The 17229-nt window shown below is 65.4% G+C and carries 14 protein-coding genes; 3 read left to right on the top strand and 11 right to left on the bottom strand.

Annotation, left to right across the window (positions count from 1 at the left end):
• Position 1 precedes the first annotated feature (1 nt).
• On the bottom strand, positions 2-826 hold the full coding sequence (locus ACSQ12_RS17605) for an FAD-dependent oxidoreductase (protein ID WP_436066274.1): 825 nt from the start codon (positions 824-826) through the stop codon (positions 2-4).
• A gap of 28 nt (positions 827-854) precedes the next feature.
• Entirely contained in the window at positions 855-1349 is a 495-nt protein-coding gene (locus ACSQ12_RS17600; protein WP_436066273.1) for an FAD-dependent oxidoreductase, read from the bottom strand.
• Between the two features lie 164 nt (positions 1350-1513).
• On the opposite strand from ACSQ12_RS17600, the gene ACSQ12_RS17595 reads away from it, so the two are divergent.
• Positions 1514-2461 (top strand): SMP-30/gluconolactonase/LRE family protein, encoded by a 948-nt coding sequence (locus ACSQ12_RS17595; protein ID WP_209742513.1) that lies wholly within the window; start codon positions 1514-1516, stop codon positions 2459-2461.
• An 89-nt stretch (positions 2462-2550) separates the two neighbouring features.
• Here the strand turns inward: ACSQ12_RS17595 and ACSQ12_RS17590 are convergent, their stop codons facing one another.
• The 4 genes from ACSQ12_RS17590 to ACSQ12_RS17575 all read right to left on the bottom strand — a co-directional run bounded on the left by ACSQ12_RS17590 (position 2551) and on the right by ACSQ12_RS17575 (position 8212).
• Positions 2551-4758: an alpha-galactosidase gene (locus ACSQ12_RS17590; protein ID WP_436066272.1), complete on the bottom strand. Its 2208-nt coding sequence runs from the start codon at positions 4756-4758 to the stop codon at positions 2551-2553.
• Between the two features lie 173 nt (positions 4759-4931).
• Positions 4932-6275 carry an ABC transporter substrate-binding protein gene (locus tag ACSQ12_RS17585; protein ID WP_209742515.1) on the bottom strand — a complete coding sequence of 448 codons (1344 nt, stop codon included), beginning with the start codon at positions 6273-6275 and terminating at the stop codon, positions 4932-4934.
• A 58-nt stretch (positions 6276-6333) separates the two neighbouring features.
• Positions 6334-7260 (bottom strand): carbohydrate ABC transporter permease, encoded by a 927-nt coding sequence (locus tag ACSQ12_RS17580; protein WP_011693211.1) that lies wholly within the window; start codon positions 7258-7260, stop codon positions 6334-6336.
• A 10-nt stretch (positions 7261-7270) separates the two neighbouring features.
• A complete protein-coding gene (locus ACSQ12_RS17575) occupies positions 7271-8212 on the bottom strand; it encodes a carbohydrate ABC transporter permease (protein ID WP_436066271.1) in 942 nt (313 codons plus the stop codon).
• 214 nt (positions 8213-8426) lie between these two features.
• Between ACSQ12_RS17575 and ACSQ12_RS17570 the strand changes: the two genes are divergently transcribed.
• Together ACSQ12_RS17570 and ACSQ12_RS17565 are read left to right on the top strand one after the other, a co-directional pair.
• The gene (locus ACSQ12_RS17570; RefSeq protein ID WP_436066270.1) at positions 8427-9629 is read left to right on the top strand and encodes a Gfo/Idh/MocA family protein; all 1203 of its coding nucleotides are present in this window, start codon (positions 8427-8429) and stop codon (positions 9627-9629) included.
• 14 nt (positions 9630-9643) lie between these two features.
• The gene (locus ACSQ12_RS17565; protein WP_374100806.1) at positions 9644-10663 is read left to right on the top strand and encodes a LacI family DNA-binding transcriptional regulator; all 1020 of its coding nucleotides are present in this window, start codon (positions 9644-9646) and stop codon (positions 10661-10663) included.
• Positions 10664-10698: 35 nt separating this feature from the next.
• Here the strand turns inward: ACSQ12_RS17565 and ACSQ12_RS17560 are convergent, their stop codons facing one another.
• From ACSQ12_RS17560 to acs, 5 genes are all read right to left on the bottom strand, one after another.
• Positions 10699-11490: a DeoR/GlpR family DNA-binding transcription regulator gene (locus ACSQ12_RS17560; protein ID WP_436066269.1), complete on the bottom strand. Its 792-nt coding sequence runs from the start codon at positions 11488-11490 to the stop codon at positions 10699-10701.
• A gap of 58 nt (positions 11491-11548) precedes the next feature.
• Positions 11549-12463: a carbohydrate ABC transporter permease gene (locus ACSQ12_RS17555; RefSeq protein WP_436066268.1), complete on the bottom strand. Its 915-nt coding sequence runs from the start codon at positions 12461-12463 to the stop codon at positions 11549-11551.
• On the bottom strand, positions 12460-13431 hold the full coding sequence (locus ACSQ12_RS17550) for a carbohydrate ABC transporter permease (protein WP_209742521.1): 972 nt from the start codon (positions 13429-13431) through the stop codon (positions 12460-12462). Before ACSQ12_RS17550 ends, ACSQ12_RS17555 begins: the two co-directional genes overlap by 4 nt.
• A gap of 119 nt (positions 13432-13550) precedes the next feature.
• On the bottom strand, positions 13551-14861 hold the full coding sequence (locus ACSQ12_RS17545; RefSeq protein WP_436066267.1) for an ABC transporter substrate-binding protein: 1311 nt from the start codon (positions 14859-14861) through the stop codon (positions 13551-13553).
• Between the two features lie 227 nt (positions 14862-15088).
• Positions 15089-17119 carry an acetate--CoA ligase gene (acs, locus tag ACSQ12_RS17540; RefSeq protein WP_209742523.1) on the bottom strand — a complete coding sequence of 677 codons (2031 nt, stop codon included), beginning with the start codon at positions 17117-17119 and terminating at the stop codon, positions 15089-15091.
• Positions 17120-17229: the final 110 nt, after the last annotated feature.

Below are 17229 nucleotides of genomic sequence, written 5' to 3'. Positions count from 1 at the left end.
GCTACCCGAAATCCGGGCGCAGAATGGCCTGCGCCGCGCGGTGGCCGCTTTCGAGGGCACCCTGGATGGACGCGGTGGCGCGGTAGTCGCCGCAAAGAAAGAGGCCCGGCGAGGCCTCCGCCGGGTGCGGTGATCCCAACGGCGGCGGCTGGACGGGCAAGGCCTGTGGAACTTCGTGCCTGGCCACCAGTTCCCAATGCGTAGCATCCTCGCCGTAGATCCCAGCGGCGTGATTGCGGACCTCGTCGTCGCCGGGCACCGGCCGTCCCGGGCCGAACAGTGCCGAGGTCTGCACCAGGTGCCTGCCCGCGGGTGCGTATCCGGGCGCGGCGTTGGATACGACGGCGGTATTGACCAAGGGACCGCCGCGAGGTTCCCGGGCATCGACGCAGAGCATGTTGAGCCGCGACGGTGGCTCGCTGGCCGCAAACCAGTGCGTCAGCACCCCCTTCATGGCCGGGGCGCCGCCGCGCCCCGCCCTGCCGGCTGCCGCACCGCGGCCCGGCGCACCGGCGTCGTCGTTTCCCGGCGCCAGGCTTCCGGCACTGACCGGATCGGTGGCCAGCACCACCTGCTCTGCGCGGAGCTCCGCTCCGGGGGCACGGACCAGCATGGAACCGCCCTCGCGCCGGATGGACTCCACCGTGGTCCGGGTGCGCACCGGGACGGCGAGGGAAGCCGCCAGCTGCCTGGGCAGCGCCTGCATGCCCAGCCGCGGCAGCCCCGGCACACCCAGCGCGAAGGTGCGCAGCAGGAGCAGGGCGAAGTCATTGGAGGTGCTGCCGTCGTCTTCCAGGAGCACCCCCGCGAAAAACTGTTCAACCACCCGGCGGAGTTCGCCGGAAAGGCGGGCGTCATCCAGCGCCCGGTGCAGCGTGACGTCCCGCCCGGACCCTCCGGTGCGACGCCCTGCGGGCGCGGCTTCCGCCGTCGTCGTACTGCCCCCAGGATCGGACAAATGCCGGAGCCGCCCAGCGGAGGAAGGCAGCCGCATCACGTGGCTTGGCGATGCCGCTGCCAACCGTCCGGGCGATCAGCCGGGGTTCGCGCAGCGGGTGGGCGAGCACGGCGAAACCGTCATCGCGCCGGACGCCGAGGCCGGCGCCGAAGGGCTGCAGTTCCAGCGCGCCCACGTCCACCCAGCGCCGGACGGCCGGGTAGGCGGGATTCAGCACCTGGAACCCGCGGTCCACCAGGAAACCGTCCACCTGTTCCGTGCGGATCCGGCCTCCGACGTCGTCGGCTGCTTCCCACACCTGCACGTCACGCCCGGCGGCCTGCAGTTCGCGGGCACACTGGAGCCCCGCGAGCCCGGCACCGACCACCAGGACTTCACACGAATCGGTCATGGTTCATCTTGGCACGCCGGGGCGGGGCAGCCGGCGGCCCGCGACCGCCGTTTCCCGCGACTCTGGCCACCCTTAGCGGGGGTGCCTAGACTTGAAGGACCATCGTGCGGAGCTCCCGTACCGGTCAGCTCGCGCGGAAAGCCCGATCTGGAGAGAGCGTCATCATGCGCTGCAAAAATGTGGATTCAGGAAACGCAATTCGCCGTGCCGCCGTGGGACTTGTTGCCCTCGCAGCACTCTTAGCGCCGGCGCCTGTGGCGTCCGCCGCCCCGCCGTCAAACGGCCACGACAAAGTCATTGAGCTCCCGGGCGCGTCGTCGGCCGAGGGCATAGCCGAGGGGGAGGGCACCAGCTTCTTCGCCGGGGACCTGCTCAAGGGGGATATTTTCCGCGGTGACATCCGCAGGGGAACCGCCAGGCTTTACATTGACGTGCCCGACGGCCGGATGGCGGTCGGCATGAAGGTGGACGTGGAGAACGGCCTGCTCTTCGTGGCCGGCGGCGCCACCGGCCAGGCCTACGTCTATGACACTGACACCCGAAAGACAGTGGCCACCTATCAGCTGACCACGGAACCGGCGTTTATCAATGACGTCGCAGTGACCCCAGACGGCGCCTGGTTCACCAACTCGCGCAAGGGTGAGCTGTACTTCGTCCCGGTGGACCGCCACGGCACGCCGGGCGAGGCCAGCACGCTCGAACTGACCGGACCGGCCGCGGCCACCCCGGCCGACTTCAACCTGAACGGCATTGCGGCCGTCCGGGGCGGCCGGACCCTGATCGTGGCCCACACCGCCAACGAGGCCCTGTACACGGTGGACCCGGACTCCGGTTCCAGCGCCGACATCACCGGTGCCGGCCTGCCCTTCGTGGACGGGATCGTGGTGAAGGGGAACACCCTCTGGGCCGTGCAGAACATGCTCAACCAGGTGAGCCGTGTCCGGCTGGACTCCCGGCTGGATTCCTTCGAGGTCAGGGACGTGATCACCAGCCCTGACTTCCAGGTCCCGACGACGGCAGCCCTGTTCGGCGATACGCTCGCCGTGGTCAATGCGAAGTTCGGCGTTCCCGGGGCCAGCACCTACGAAGTGGTCCTCGCCGACGCCCGCTAAGCGGTCTCGGAAAGCCAAGAGCCTGCCGGCCGGGTTGGTACCCGGCCGGCAGGCTCTTTGGGACGCGGTGAAACTACACGGCGTTGAGGCTACACGGCAGTGAAGCTGAGCAGCAGTGCATGCTCCGGGTTGAGGACGGGCATGGGCAGGCCCACCTCGGACAGGAACCGGCCGCTGGCTTCTGCACCCTCGGTCAGCCATGCGGGGGGCTGCGCCTGGGTGTAGTTGTGCGCGTAGTCGGCATCGCCGGGCGTCGGGAAGATGGCCTCCACGCGGTAGCTGCGGTCCTGGTCCAGTCCCGGAATGGTGATGCGGCCCGGCTGCTCCGCGAGCGAGGTCCTGGTGCTGACCAGAGCGAACAGTGCCGCCGTGTCCCCGGTTGCGGGGCTACCGTGGGAAACGACGCCGTGCAGCATCAGCGAATCGTCGGCAACATCCGCCCGGACCATCCGGCCCGAGTGGATCAGTCCGCGGTGCGCCTTGTAGAGCCCGATGAAACGCTTGAGTTCTTCGCGCTCCGCGCCGTGGACCTGGCGGACGTCCCATTCGAGGCCGAAGTGTCCGAACAAGGCCGTGATGGCGCGGAACGAAACGTCGTGCGTGCGGCCCGTGGTGTGGGACGTGGTGGGACCGATGTGTCCTCCGACCAGTTCCGGCGGCACCACCAGTCCGGTCCAGCGCTGGATGGTCTGGCGTTCCAGGGCATCGTTGCAGTCCGAAGCCCAGATCCGGTCCGTGCGTTCCAGGATGCCCAGGTCCACGCGTGCCCCGCCGGAAGAGCAGCTCTCGATCTCGAGGCCGGGATGGGCTTTCCTGAGCTCGTCGAAGAGGCGGTAGGCGGCCAGGGTCTGTTCGTGGACGGAGGCGCGCCCGGCGTGGCCGTGCTCGGTGAGGTCCCGGTTCTGGTCCCACTTCAGGTAGCTGATGTTGTTTTCGCGCAACAGGGCGTCGATCCGGTCGAAGACGTACTGCCAGGCCTCGGGGTTGACCAGGTCGATGACGTGCTGGTGGCGCCAGGTCAACGGCAGCCGGCCGCCGTCCTTGTGGGACCGTGGGGCGGGCCCGACGATCCACTCCGGATGGGCGCGCGCGGTGTCCGAGTCCAGGTTGATCATTTCGGGCTCCACCCAGAGGCCGAATTCCATGCCGCGGGAGGTGACGGCGTCGATCAGGGGCGTGAGGCCGTCCGGCCAGAGGCCTTCGTCCACGTACCAGTCGCCCAGGCCTGCCTGGTCGTGCCGGCGGCCGCGGAACCACCCGTCGTCGAGCACGAAGCGCTCCACGCCCAGGTCCGCCGCGGAATCGGCCAGTTCGACCAGCGTGCCGAGATCGTGGTCGAAGTAGACGGCTTCCCAGACGTTCAGCACCACAGGCCGGGCCTTGCCGGTGCCCGCAGTGCCTGCTCCTGAAACGGCTGACGGCGCAGGCAGCACGTGGTGCGGGCGGCTCCTGAACCAGCTGTAGAAAGCTTCGCTGATGCCGTCCAGGCCACGGTCCGAGTAGGCCGCGAAGAGAGCGGGGGTGGTGTAGCTGCCGTTCGCCTGGAGGACCACTTCGGCGGGACCCAGCAGCTCGGACCCTCCGATGACGGTCCGTCCGTCCCCGATGCTGTCCGCGAACTGCTCATGGTTTCCGCTCCAGGCCAGGTGGGTGGCCCAGACCTTGCCGTGGCGGTTGCCGAAGCCTGCCGTGCCGGCGGCCAGCAGCAGGGAGGAGTCGTGTCCGGTGCGGCCGTGCCGGCCGGTCCGCACCCAAGTGCCCTGCTGGATGGCGCGGCGCTGGGGGTGGCGTTCACGGCACCACCGTCCGGTCAGGTCAAGGAGTTCGACGGCGTCGGGAGCCACCGGCAGCACGGTGGCCAGTTCGTCGAGCTGAAAAGGCGACGTGCCGGTGTTGGTGACGGTGTGGCGCATTTCCAGCAGCCCGCCGTCGTGCAGTTCCAGCGCGGATTCAACGGAGATGCCGGCATCGGGATCAGACTGGACAACCACAGCTGAACTTCCTCCGGTCTTGACGTCCGTGACGCGGAGGCGGACGGAAAAGTCGTAGCCGGGCACGCCGTCGGCGATCCGGTGCCCCCGGAGGGCCGGGCGTCCACGCCAGCTGGAGGATGCCTGCGGAAGCAGCCCGGCGGGGACGGCGGTATCGACGGCGGACGGCGGGATCGCTTCGCCGAGGATGGCCAGATCGGGCAGTGAAGCGCCCAGATCGGCGCCCCAGTGAATGACCTCGGCCTCCCCGCTGTCGAAGCTGATCACCAGGCTGGTGCCGGCGGAGCGGAGGTGCAGGGGATCCATGGGGGTTCTCTTTCGTTGTGGCGGGCGTCCGGTGACGCTGCCGGCGGGGTTCGTATGGTGTGTTTGTCAGTACGTGCGGGGTGGAGCGCCCCGGGTGCCGCCGCTCCGCGAGGATGAAGCGGCGGCACCGGGGCCGTGGCTGCGACCACTTACGCAGCCACTACAGGTGCGATCTACTTGAAGAGATCGTTCACCTGGTTGTTGGCTTCGGTCAAGGAGCTGGCAGGCTTTTTGCCGGATACCACAGCGTCCATGGCAGGCTCCATGATGCCCTTGACCTTGGCAGTATTGTCAGTGATGGGGTAGAGGAAAGTAGTTCCGTTCTTGACGTGCTCGGTGAAGGCGGTGACATCTACACCCTTGGCCTTGAATGCTTCCGCAGCTTTTTCGGAAGAGGCCTTGAGGGCCGGGAACACTACAGCCTTGGATGCGACGACGTCCTGGCAAGGTGCCGAGGCAAGGTACTCCACCCACTTGATGGCGGCGTCCTTCTTCTTGGTGCCGGCCCAGATCGAGTCGGCCAGGCCGTTGAACATCGAGGCCCGCTTGCCTTCCGGACCCACGGGGGTGGGAGCGATGCCCACCTCAACACCCTTGTACCCGGTGTACTGGCCGATCATCCATGAGCCGTGGGCGTTGATGGCTGACTTGCCTGCGGCGAAGGTGTCGGCCATGGCCGCACCAACAGTGGTTTCGAGCTTGGGCATGTAGCCCTTGTCAACCAGCCCGGCGAACCAGTCGATTGAGGACTGGAACTTGGGGTCGTCATAGTTGTAGTGCGTTCCCCACGGGTTCTTGTCCGTGTGTGACCAGCCGGTGGTGTTGGTGAGGTAGCTCCACTCAGTCTGGCCTGAGGAGTCGCCGCCGCCGTTGAGTCCAAGGCCGTAGACATCCACATTGTTCTTGTCGAAGCCCGCTTCGTCCCCGCGCTTGCCGTTCTTGTCAACGGTCAGGTGGGCAATGACCTTCTCGTACGTGCCGCCGTCCTGCGGGTTCCAGGTGAGGTTCTTCATCTCTTCTTCAGAGACGCCGGCCTTGGAAAGCATGGCCTTGTTGTAGAACAACCCGATGGTGTCCCAGTCCTTCGGCAGGCCGTAGCGCTTGCCGTCTTGGCCCACCCAGAGGTCCGCGAGTCCCTCGTTGTAGGCGGACAGGTCCACGTTGTCCTTCTTGACGGCGTCGTCAATGGGGAGCAGCTGCTTGTTCGCGGCGAGCTCGCCGTAGCGGCCCAGGTGGTTGGTGAAGACGTCGGGAGCCGTGCCGCCAACGAACCCGTTCGTGAGCGTGCTCCAGTAATCGTCCCAGCCGCGCTGGGTGATCTTGACCTTGATGTCCGGGTTGGCCTTCTGGAAGTCATCAGCGCACTGCTGGTAGGCGGGAAGCTGGTTGGCGTCCCAGAGCCAGTAGCTGAGCTCGCCCTTGGCCGATTCTGCTGAGGATCCTGAGCCGCCGCCACAGGCGGAGAGTGAGAGCGCGATGGCTGCGGCGACGGCGACGGTGCCGAGGGATTTCTTCATTGTTTTCTTTCCGTTCGGGATGGGATGGGGAGTCGGGGTGGTGGTGAGAAGCCGGGGGTTACTTGATTCCGGAGAATCCGATGGAGTTGACGATTTTCTTGCCGAAGGCGGCGAAGAGGATCAGTACGGGCAAGGCAGACACCAGGGTTGCGGCCATGAGGCCGGACCAGTCCGGCGCTCCCTGCGGGGATTGCGACTTGAAGACGCCGAGCCCTACCTGCAGGACGCGGACATCATCCTGGGAACCGACCAGCAGGGGCCAGAAGTACTCGTTCCACTGCCCGATGAAGGTCAGCAGGGCCAGAGTGGCCAGGGGTGCGGCGGCATTCGGGAGAACGATCTGGAAGAAGATGCGCAGGTGCTTGGCGCCGTCGAGCATGGCCGCCTCTTCCACTTCGCGCGACATGTTCAGGAAGAACTGACGGAGGAAGAAGATCGCGAAGGGGGTCATGAACACGTATGGCAGGACCATGCCGAGCATTGTGTTGAGCAGGTCCAGGTTCTTGATCAGCAGGAAGTTGGGCAGTGCGGTGAAGATTGGCGGGACCAGCATGGTGCCCAGGAACAGGCTGAATACGGCGTTCCGGCCCTTCCAGCGCAGGCGGGCAAAGGCGTAGGCGGCCATCGCGCTGAAGAACACGGCTCCGGCGGTGGTGATGGAGGAGAAGATGATCGAGTTGCGCAGGTACAGCCAGAAGTCGATGGCTGCGCCGGAACCGCCTTCGGCGACGGCGTCGGCCGGGCTCTGCAGCCCGAACACGCGCATGAAGGCACCCAGCGTGAAGTCCGCCGGAAGGAGGCTGGCCGATTGGGAGGCCAGTGACCCGTTGGTGGACAGTGCCGTGCGGAGCACCCAGAGGAACGGGACCACTGAGACCGCGATGGCCAGGGCCAGCAGGGCCCAGGCGCCTGCGCGGCGGGTGTTGAAGGGACGGCGACGGCGGGTGGTGGCCGGCTTCGGTGCGCGGCTGGTGGTGGTGGTCATGCGGGGCTCCTTAGTCCAGGTCCGACTCGTTGCCCCGGAGGAACTTCATCTGAATGAAGGCAACGAGGGCGAGGATGAGGAAGAGAATGACGGCGATGGCGGACCCGTAGCCGAAGTCCGACTCAGTGAAGGCGCGCTGGTAGATGTAGTACTGGATGACGCGGGTGGCGTTGACCGGTCCGCCCTGGGTGGTCACGGCCACGGTGTCGAAGACCTGGAAAGAGCCGATCACCGTCACCACGAGTACCAGAACCAGGACCGGGCGCAGCAACGGCATGGTCACCTTGCGGAACGTCTGGAACGGAGAAGCGCCGTCAAGGTTGGCCACTTCATAAAGGTGCTGCGGGATGGCCTGGAGGCCGGCAAAGATGAGCAGTGCGGTGTAGCCCATGTGCCGCCAGGTGTTGATCAGGGCCTGGGTGGGGATTGCCCACTCCTCACTGCCGAAGAACGCGACGCGGGGAAGGCCGCTCCATTCGATGAACTGGTTCACCACGCCGATCTGGTAGTCCAGCATCCAGAACCAGAGCAGGGCGGCGATCACGTTTGACATCAGGTAGGGAAGCAGCAGGGCCCCTCGCACAAGGGTGGATTTAGCCACCCTGTCCATCAGCAGTGCCAGGCCGAGTGCCAGGGCCGTCTGGAGCACGATATTGATGAGGACGTACTGCCCTGTGACGGCCAAGGAATTCCAGAACAGGGCATCCTTGGCAATCGCTGCGTAATTGTCGAAGCCGACCCATTCCGGGTCACCGAGGATGTTGTACTCCGTGAAGCTCAAGTAGATACCGCGGAACGTGGGCACAACGTAGAAGAGGACGAACCCGATCATCGCCGGGGCAATGAAGAAGAGGGCGATCTTGAGGTCACCGAACCGGCGGAGGCCGCCTCGCGGCGTTGGCGCTCCGGCCCGGAGCTTTGCAGAACTCTCGTGCTTGGTAAGGGTGGTCATCTTCGACCCTTTCCTGACTGTGATGTGGATTACAACTGAGGATGAATCTACACGAGTAGATTCGAGGTGGCAAGTATTTCTTCCCATGAATCGGGAGGATTTCCGATGTCGCCGGAAATTCGTTGACTCGAGTAGATTCCGGTGGAAGACTCGCAGTAAGCCCGCAGGGGCCAGTCGTGCCCGGTATCGCGGGCCAATCAGGGAAAGGTAAACAATGACGTTTTCAATCGGAGTCGTCGGCGTCGGACAGTTCGGCGGCCATTTCGCCCACCTCTTCAAGCTCCACCCGGGAGTCAGCGAGGTCTACGTCGTCGACGAACGCCCGGAACGCGCCGCCGCAGCGCTTGAGCGCTGGGGGCTTGACGGCACCAAGGGGAGCTTCGAGGAGCTGCTGGAGTCCGACGTCGATGCAGTCGCCATCTTCACGCAGCGCTGGACCCACGGTCCCCTGGTGGAACAGGCGCTGCGCGCCGGAAAGCATGTCTACTCCGCTGTTCCGATGGCGGTTTCGGAAGAAGAGATCGAACGCATCATCGCGGCGGTGAAGGAAACCGGGCTTGTCTATGCGATGGGCGAGACCAGCTACTACAACCCCGCCACCGTGTACGCCCGCAACCAGCACGCGGCCGGCAAATTCGGCCGGATCTTCTACAGCGAAGGCGACTATGTCCACGACATGGACCTGGGCTTCTACGACGCCTACCAGTACAGTGGCGGGGAATCGTGGAAGTCGACGGCGAGCTACCCGCCCATGCTGTACCCCACCCACGCCATCGGCGGCGTCCTGGGGGCGATTCCATCCCACGCAGTCAGCGTCAGCTGCATCGGAGTCCGGGACGACCGCAATGACGGTGTCTTCGACAAGGACGTGAGCATGTTCGGCAACGACTTCTCCAACGCCACGGCACTCTTTGAACTGAACGACGGCGGCGCCATGCGCACCAACGAAATGCGCCGCGTGGGGTATCCGTCTCACATCCGCGAATCACGGTTCCGCTTCTTCGGCACTGAGGCGAGCTTTGAGCAGCTTGCCAAGGTGACGGTGTGGCAGGACAAGGAAAACGTCCACGACATCTCCGAACAGGTGGAAACCCGGCCCAGCATCCCGCTGGACGACCCGTCGCTGGCCGACGTCGCCCCGGAACTGCGGGACGCCTTCATCTCCGGACTTGCACCTGTGCACGACCGCGGACGCCTGCCGGAGGAATTCCGCGGCGCCCCGAACGGCCACGAAGGAAGCCACCAGTTCCTGGTGGACGACTTCGTGACGGCGGTCAACGAAGGGACGCTTCCGCCCGTCAACGCCTGGGTTGCCGCGCGCTTCACGCTTCCCGGAATCGTGGCGCATGCCTCGGCCCAGCAGAACGGCGAACGCCTGCCGATCCGCGATTTTGGCGACGCTCCGCAGCGTGCATAGCTAGCATGTACTCCATGACCATTCCCGCAACGCATCCGCCCCGAGGCCCGGTAACCCGCAAGGATGTTGCCCGCTATGCGGGTGTGAGCACTGCGGTGGTCAGTTACGTTGTCAACGGCGGACCCAAGCGGGTTGCGCCGGCCACCGAGGCGAAGGTCCAGGACGCCATCCGCGTCCTGGGCTACCGTCCCAACGCCGCGGCACGTGCGCTGAAACTCGGTTCCAGCGAAACCATCGGCCTGATCATTCCGGACAACAGCAACCCTTTCTTCTCCTTGCTGGCGCACGCGGTGGAAGACGCCGCCGCTGACCGGGGATTTGCGCTGGTTCTAACGAACTCGGACGGCAATGTAACGAAGGAACGGCGGAACATCCGCAACTTGGCCGCCCGCCAGGTGGATGGCGTGGTGCTGGCCAGTGTGCTGTTTGAACCGGACCTCGCGGAACTTGAGTCGGCCGAGATCCCCTCGGTATTGCTCAATCACAGCGGGGATTCCCCCGGTTTCAACAGCGTGGGCGTGGATCTTGCCGCCGGCGCCAAGATCGGTGTGGAGCACCTGATCTGGCACGGCCACAAGAACATCGCGCTGGCCATGGGCACCAACGTCTCCAACGAGGTCGACGGACGTGAACAGGGCTGGCTTCAGGCGCTGGCTGCGGCCGGCCTGCCGGAAGGCCCCATTGTCCGCGGTGAATTCACCCGGGAGGGTGGCTACGCGGCGGGGCAGCGCCTGGTGGCATCTGCCAGCCATCCGACCGCGGTGTTTGCGAGCTCCGACATGCAGGCCATCGGAATCCTCAGGGCCCTGCATGAGGCCGGCGTCTCCGTTCCGCAGGATATGGCGCTGACGTCCTTCGACGGGTCCGCCGAGGCGGAATTCAGCTGGCCCGCACTGACCACAGTGGAGCAGCCGGTCCGCGCCATGGCGGAAGCCGCCGTCAGTGCCCTGGTGGGTGAAACGAAGGGAAGCCCGCCCGAACATAGGCTGTTCCCCACCCGACTGCGCATCAGGCAGTCCTGCGGCTGCCCGTAGCCGGACCCGGGCCGTGAACAGCGCCGGACGCAGGGTTACCCCGCTTTGGCGATCCGGAGCCGGCTGACGCTTTCCTGCAGGATCCGCCGCGCGTCGCTGCTGAGCCCGGCGTCGCTGATGACCTCGTCCGCCTCCTCGAACCCGGCAATGGTGCTCATGCCCTGGGTGCCCCACTTGGTGTGGTCGGCCACCACCACCACCTTGCGTGAGGCCGCCACGAACGCGCGGTCCGTCTCGGCCTCCAGCAGGTTGGGAGTGGTGAAACCGGCATCGGGATCCATGCCGTGCACGCCCAGGAACAGCAGGTCCAGGTGCAGCTGCTTCAGCGCGGCCGTCGCAATAGGGCCTACCAATGCGTCCGACGGCGTGCGCTCGCCGCCGATCAGGATCACCGTGGAGCCGTAGCGTCCTGCCCCGGAAGACGAGCCGTGATGGAAGAGATCGGCTATGCGGATGGAGTTGGTCACCACGGTGATGCGCGGTCCGTTGACGAGTTCCTTGGCCAGCGCCCACGTGGTGGTTCCGGCGCCCAGCCCCACCGCCATCCCCTCATGCACCAGCGAAGCTGCTTCCAGGGCGATGGCCCTCTTTTCCGCCGTGAGCTGCGTCGACTTCTGCTCGAAGCCGGGTTCATGGGTGCTGGCATCGCCGGGGAGCTTGGCGCCGCCATGGATCCGTTCCACCCGGCCGCCCTCCTCCAGCAGCTCGATGTCCCGCCGAACGGTCATGAGCGACACACCCAGCTGCTGCGCGAGATCCGACACACGGACCACCCGCTCGCGCTGGACGGCGTCCACGATTGCCTGGTGGCGTGCTGCGGGGAGCATGGAGTTCCTTTCGGGCTGTGGCCGGGGGAGTGCTGTCCCCGTCAGCTTCCATCATGGTCTACCCCTTGGAAGAACCAAGAGTCAGCCCCGCAACAAACTGCCGCTGCAGGAGCAGGTAGATCACCAGGGTGGGGATGACGGTGATGACGGCACCGGCCGCCAGGAGGTTGTAGTTGTTCAGGAACTGGCCCTGGAGGTTGTTGATGGCGGTGGTGATCGGCAGCCGGTTGCCACTCTGGATGAACAGCAGCGGCCAGAAGTAGTCGTTGTAGATGAAGATGACCTGCAGGGTGCCGAGCGCAGCGAAGGCCGGCCGGCACAGCGGAAGGATGATCTCCCGGTACTGCCGCCAGATTCCGGCGCCGTCCACCAGGGCGGCTTCGGTGAGGTCGGCGGAGAGCGCCTTCATGTAGTTGGAGAGCACGAACGTGCAGAACCCCATCTGGAAGGCCGTGTTGACCGCGATGACAATGATGTAGGTGTTCAGCATGTTGCCGGAATCGCTGAAGGAGTAGGGCACTTCGAAGTGCTTGGCCATCTCGAACAACGGCGCGGCAAGGACCTGCGGCGGCAGGAGGTTGCCGGCGGTGAACATGATGAGCAGGGTGATGTTGAACTTCCAGCTCACCCGGCTTACGGCGAATGCCATCAGGGAGGCCAGGAAAAGGGTCATGAGCACGGCCGGGACGGTGATGAGCACCGAGTTCCAGAAGTAGGTGGAAAATCCGCCCTGGGTCCAGGCCTGGATGAAGTTGTCGAAATTGAAGTCGCCCGCCAAGCTGAAGTAGCCGTGCTCGTTGGTGGATGCCACCGGACGGAGGGCAGTGAAGACGGACCAGCCCAGCGGGACCAGCCACATGACGGCCATGACGGTCAGGAAAATATGGGTTCCGTAGTGGCGTTTGGGCCGGCTGCCGGACCGGGGCCCCGCAGCGGTATCTTTCCTGCCGGTGCGGACTGCGGTAGTGCTCATGCTTTGTTCTCCTTGCCAAAGGTGCGGCTGAGGTAGAAGACGATGGGGACGAGGGAAATGACCAGCAGCACCACTGCCAGGGCCGAACCGACACCGATCACCTGGCCTTCGCCCACCAGGTTCTGGATCACCAGGGCACTGAGCATTTCCAGGCCGTTGGTGCCGCGGTTGATGACGTACACGACGTCGAAGGCCCGCAGGGATTCGATGATGGTGATGACCACTATCACGATGTTGATGGGCCGCATGGCCGGGAAGACCACCCGGAAGAACGTCTGGACGGCGCTCGCGCCGTCGATGGCGGCGGCCTCCTTCAGGCTGGGGTCCACACCCTTGAGTCCGGCCAGGTAGAGGAGCATGACGTAGCCGGCATGCCGCCAGGTGGCTGCGATCATGGCGGCCCAGATGTTGACGGAGGAATCTCCGAACCAGTCGACGGCCTGCGGCGTCCCGGCTGTGCCCAGCAGGAAGTTCAGCAGACCGTTATCGCGCTGGTAGAAGAGCTGCCAGATGATGCCGATCAGGGCCAGCGACAGCATCACGGGTGCAAAGAAGATGCTTTGGTAGATCTTGCTGCCGCGGATGTTCTGGTCCAGCAGCACGGCCAGCAGCAGGCCCAGCGGGGTCGCGATGAGGGCCAGGAACAGGAGCCACAGCATGTTGTGCTGCACCGCCGGCCAGAACGGCGGGTAGTCCTGGGAGATGTACTGGTAGTTGTCCAGTCCCGCGGGGCGGATGTCGCCCAGGTCCAGGCCGTTCCACCGGGTGAAGCTAAGGCCCACGGACATCAGCATGGGCAGCCACACCAAGGTCAGTTCGATCAGGGTGGGGATGCCCACCATCAGTGACAGGACCACCTTGTCCTGTCCGGACAGGCGGCGGACCCTGCCGCCCCTTGCCCGTTTCGCGGGAGCGCCTTCAGGCTCCCGTGATTCCGGCGGAACCAGTTCTCTTGCTGTGCTGCTCATGGAAGTTTTCCCTCGATTGGTCCGGATTCCGGGAAGGAACGACGACGGCGGAAGGCTGTGCCGCCGTCGTCGTTCCTTCCTGGGTGGTTGCCTGTGATGCGCGGCTGACGGGGCCGGAGCTACTGCGCGGCGTAGAGCGTCTTGGCCTGTGCTTCGAGGTTCTTGACGTCCATCTTGCCGTCCTTGATGAAGCTCTGCAGGGCGGGAATCATCACGTTGTTGGCCATGGCCGGAAGGGCGTCGCGGTCGAAGAACTGGCTGATGTATTTTGCGTTGGCGATGGTGTCCGCGCACGTCTTGTTGAGGGGCGTGAACTTCGACGTGTCGGTGCCCTTGGCCGTGGCGATGTTCGACGAATCCACCGCGGCGTAGGCGTCCTGGGCTTCGGCCGTCCCCAGGTATGCCATGAAGTCGCGGGCGGCCTTGTTCTCGCCGCCCTTCTTGGACAGCAGGAGGCCGTCAATGGGGGCTTCGACGGCGTCGCGGCCTTCCATGGCGATCTCCGGGAAGGCGAAGAATTGGATGTCCGCCAGGACGGCGGGATCGGTGAACTGCTGGGTCACGAAGGATCCCAGCAGGTACATGCCGGTCTTCTTGGCCTCCAGCGCCTTTGCCGCGTCCTGCCAGGTCTGGCCGAGGGCGGCCGGGTCCTGGAAGGGAAGGAGTTCCGCCCACGTGTCAAAGACCGCGCTGACCTTTTGCTGGTCCCAGGATTCCTTGTGCGCGCAGAGGTCCACATGGAACTGGTAACCGTTGAGCCGCATGTTGATGTAGTCGAAGGTGCCCATGGCCGGCCAGCCGTCCTTGTCGGCAAAGCCGATCGGGATGAGGCCGTCGGCCTTCATCTTGGTGGCCAGGGCCTTGAGGGCGTCGAAGGTTTCCGGGACCTCGTAGCCCTTCTCCGCCCAGAGGCTCGTCCGGTAGAAGAAGCCCCACGGGTAGTTGTAGTTGGGGACGAAGTACAGCTTGCCGTCCGGGCCGGTGGAGGCCTTCTTCAGCGCGTCGGAGTAGTTGGCGCCGATGCTCTCCCAGACGTCGTCGATCGGTGCGAGCAGTCCCTTGCCTGCGTAGTACTGCATGCGGTAGCCGGCAAACCACGTGAAGGTATCGTCCGGGGAGCCCTGCAGGTAGGAATTGATCTTGTTCTGGAAATCGTTGTGCGGCACCACATTGGTGGTGACTTTCTTGCCGGTCTTGGCGGTGAAGGCATCGGTGACGGCCTGGTATGCCCGCTTGGGGACGTCGTCCGAGGATCCGGAACCGAAGGTGAGGCCGGGGGAGTCGGAACCCGTGGCCGACGGCCCGCTACCGCCCGTGCAGGCGGCGAGGAACGGAATGCCGGCCAGGCCTGCCGCGCCGACGCCGACGGTCTTGAGGATGGTCCGCCGGCTCGGATAAGCAGTTGCCGACGCATCAAACTGTGCTGCCATGTTCTCTCCCTTGAAAAATAGCTGCATGTGAGGCACCTCACATGCTCTGACTATAACCTCTCAAAAGAGAACAGGAAAGAACGGGAAACAACATTTTGACTGCATTCCATGTTTGAATCGTCACAAAGCAGTGCGGCCCCGCTTTTCCGCGCCGGAGCGGGGAAAAGCGGGGCCGACTGGCGCCCTTCAGCCGGGATTTCCGGCGACTGTTACTTTTTGAGCGACGGCTATTTTCTGAGCGACTGGGCAATCTGGGCCATGACGGTGTTGTCCGCCAAGGTAGTGGCATCACCGACTTCGCGGCCCTCGGCGACGTCCTTGAGGAGGCGGCGCATGATCTTGCCGGAACGGGTCTTGGGCAGCTCCGGCACCACCAGGATGGTCTTGGGCTTGGCGATCGGACCGATCTCCTTGCTCACGTGGTTGCGGAGTTCCTGGACGATTGCATCCCCGGAGTCCACGGCGTCCTCGCGGAGGATCACGAAGGCGACGACGGCCTGTCCGGTGGTTTCGTCGGCGGCACCCACCACGGCCGCTTCCGCCACGGCGGGGTGGCTGACCAGGGCCGATTCGATCTCCGCGGTGGAGAGCCGGTGGCCGGAAATATTCATCACGTCGTCCACGCGGCCCAGGAGCCAGACGTCGCCGTCGTCGTCCTTCTTGGCGCCGTCACCGGCGAAGTACATGGTCTCGAAGCGGGACCAGTAGGTTTCCTTGAAGCGTTCCGGGTCCCCCCAGATGCCGCGGAGCATGGCCGGCCAGGGCTCGCGGATGACCAGGAAGCCGCCGCGGCCGTTCGGTACGGATTCGCCGGCCTCATCGACCACATCCACGGCGATGCCTGGCAGCGGCACCTGGGCCGAGCCGGGTTTGGTCGCGGTGACGCCCGGCAGCGGGGCAATCATCTGGGCGCCGGTTTCGGTCTGCCACCAGGTGTCCACGATCGGGGCCGGATTTTCCTTCTTTTCGCCGTTCTTGCCGGCGTTGGCGCCGATGACGTCGCGGTACCACATCCAGGCTTCGGGGTTGATGGGTTCGCCCACCGAGCCCAGGACGCGGATGGAGGAGAGGTCAAACTTGGCCGGGATCTCCTTGCCCCACTTCATGAAGGTCCGGATCGCGGTGGGTGCGGTGTAGAGGATGGACACCTTGTACTTTTCGATGATTTCCCACCAGCGGCCCTGGTGCGGGGAGTCCGGGGTGCCTTCGTACATGACCTGGGTGGCGCCGTTGATCAGCGGGGCGTAGGCGACGTAGGAGTGGCCGGTGATCCAGCCGACGTCGGCGGTGCACCAGTACACGTCCGTTTCCGGGTGCAGGTCGAACACGGCCTTGTGGGTGTAGGCGCCCTGGGCCAGGTAGCCGCCGGTGGTGTGCAGGATGCCCTTGGGCTTGCCGGTGGTGCCGGAGGTGTAAAGGATGAACAGCGGGTGCTCGGAGTCATGGCCCACGGCGGTGTGCTCGGCGGAGGCTGCTCCAACGGTGTCGGCCCACCAGTGGTCCCTGCCCTCGTGCCAGTCCACGTCCTGGCCGTTGCGCTTGACGACGACGACGTTCTCGACGGTGTGGCCGCTGCCGTCCCCTTCGTGGGACAAGGCGTCGTCCACTGCGTGCTTAAGCGAGCTGGGCTTGCCGCGGCGGTAGGTGCCGTCGGCCGTGACCACGAGCTTGGCTTCGGCGTCGTCGATGCGGGAGCGCAGGGCCTCGGCGGAGAAGCCGCCGAACACCACGGAGTGGATGGCGCCGATCCGGGCGCAGGCCAGCAAAGTGATGACCGCCTCCGGGATCATGGGCAGGTAAACGGCCACGCGGTCGCCTTTGGCCACGCCGAGGGATTCGAAGGCATTGGCTGCCTTCTTGACCTCGTCGGTGAGCTGCGCGTAGGTATACGTGCGGGTGTCGCCGGGCTCGCCCTCAAAGTAGATGGCCACCCGGTCCCCGAGGCCGTTCTCCACATGGCGGTCCAGCGCGTTGTAGGCGGCGTTGATCTCGCCGCCGACGAACCACTTTGCGAAGGGAGGGTTGGACCAGTCAAGTGTCTGGGTGAAGTCCTTGCTCCAGGTGAGCAGCTCGCGGGCCTGCTTCGCCCAGAATGCGGGACGGTCGGCATCGGCCTCTGCGTAGTCCGCAGCGGTGACCACCGCGTTGGCGGCGAACTCCGCTGACGGGGCGAACTTGCGGTCCTCCTGGGAGAGGTTCTCGAAGGCGTCGCCCTGCCGGGGTGTTGTCGTGGTGGAGCCTGTGGTCTGTTGGGACATGGTGAACCTCATCATTCATCGATCTTTGCTGCGCGGGACGGACCGTCACCGGGCCACAGCCGGGCCGCATGCGCGGCATCGGGCGGCGGCTGGTCACGGCTGTACCGCAA

Source organism: Arthrobacter sp. LjRoot14 (assembly GCF_964253905.1).
GTDB lineage: Bacteria > Actinomycetota > Actinomycetes > Actinomycetales > Micrococcaceae > Arthrobacter.
The sequence above is the reverse complement of the archived record's forward strand: the minus strand, read 5'-3'. Positions and strand labels throughout refer to the sequence as shown.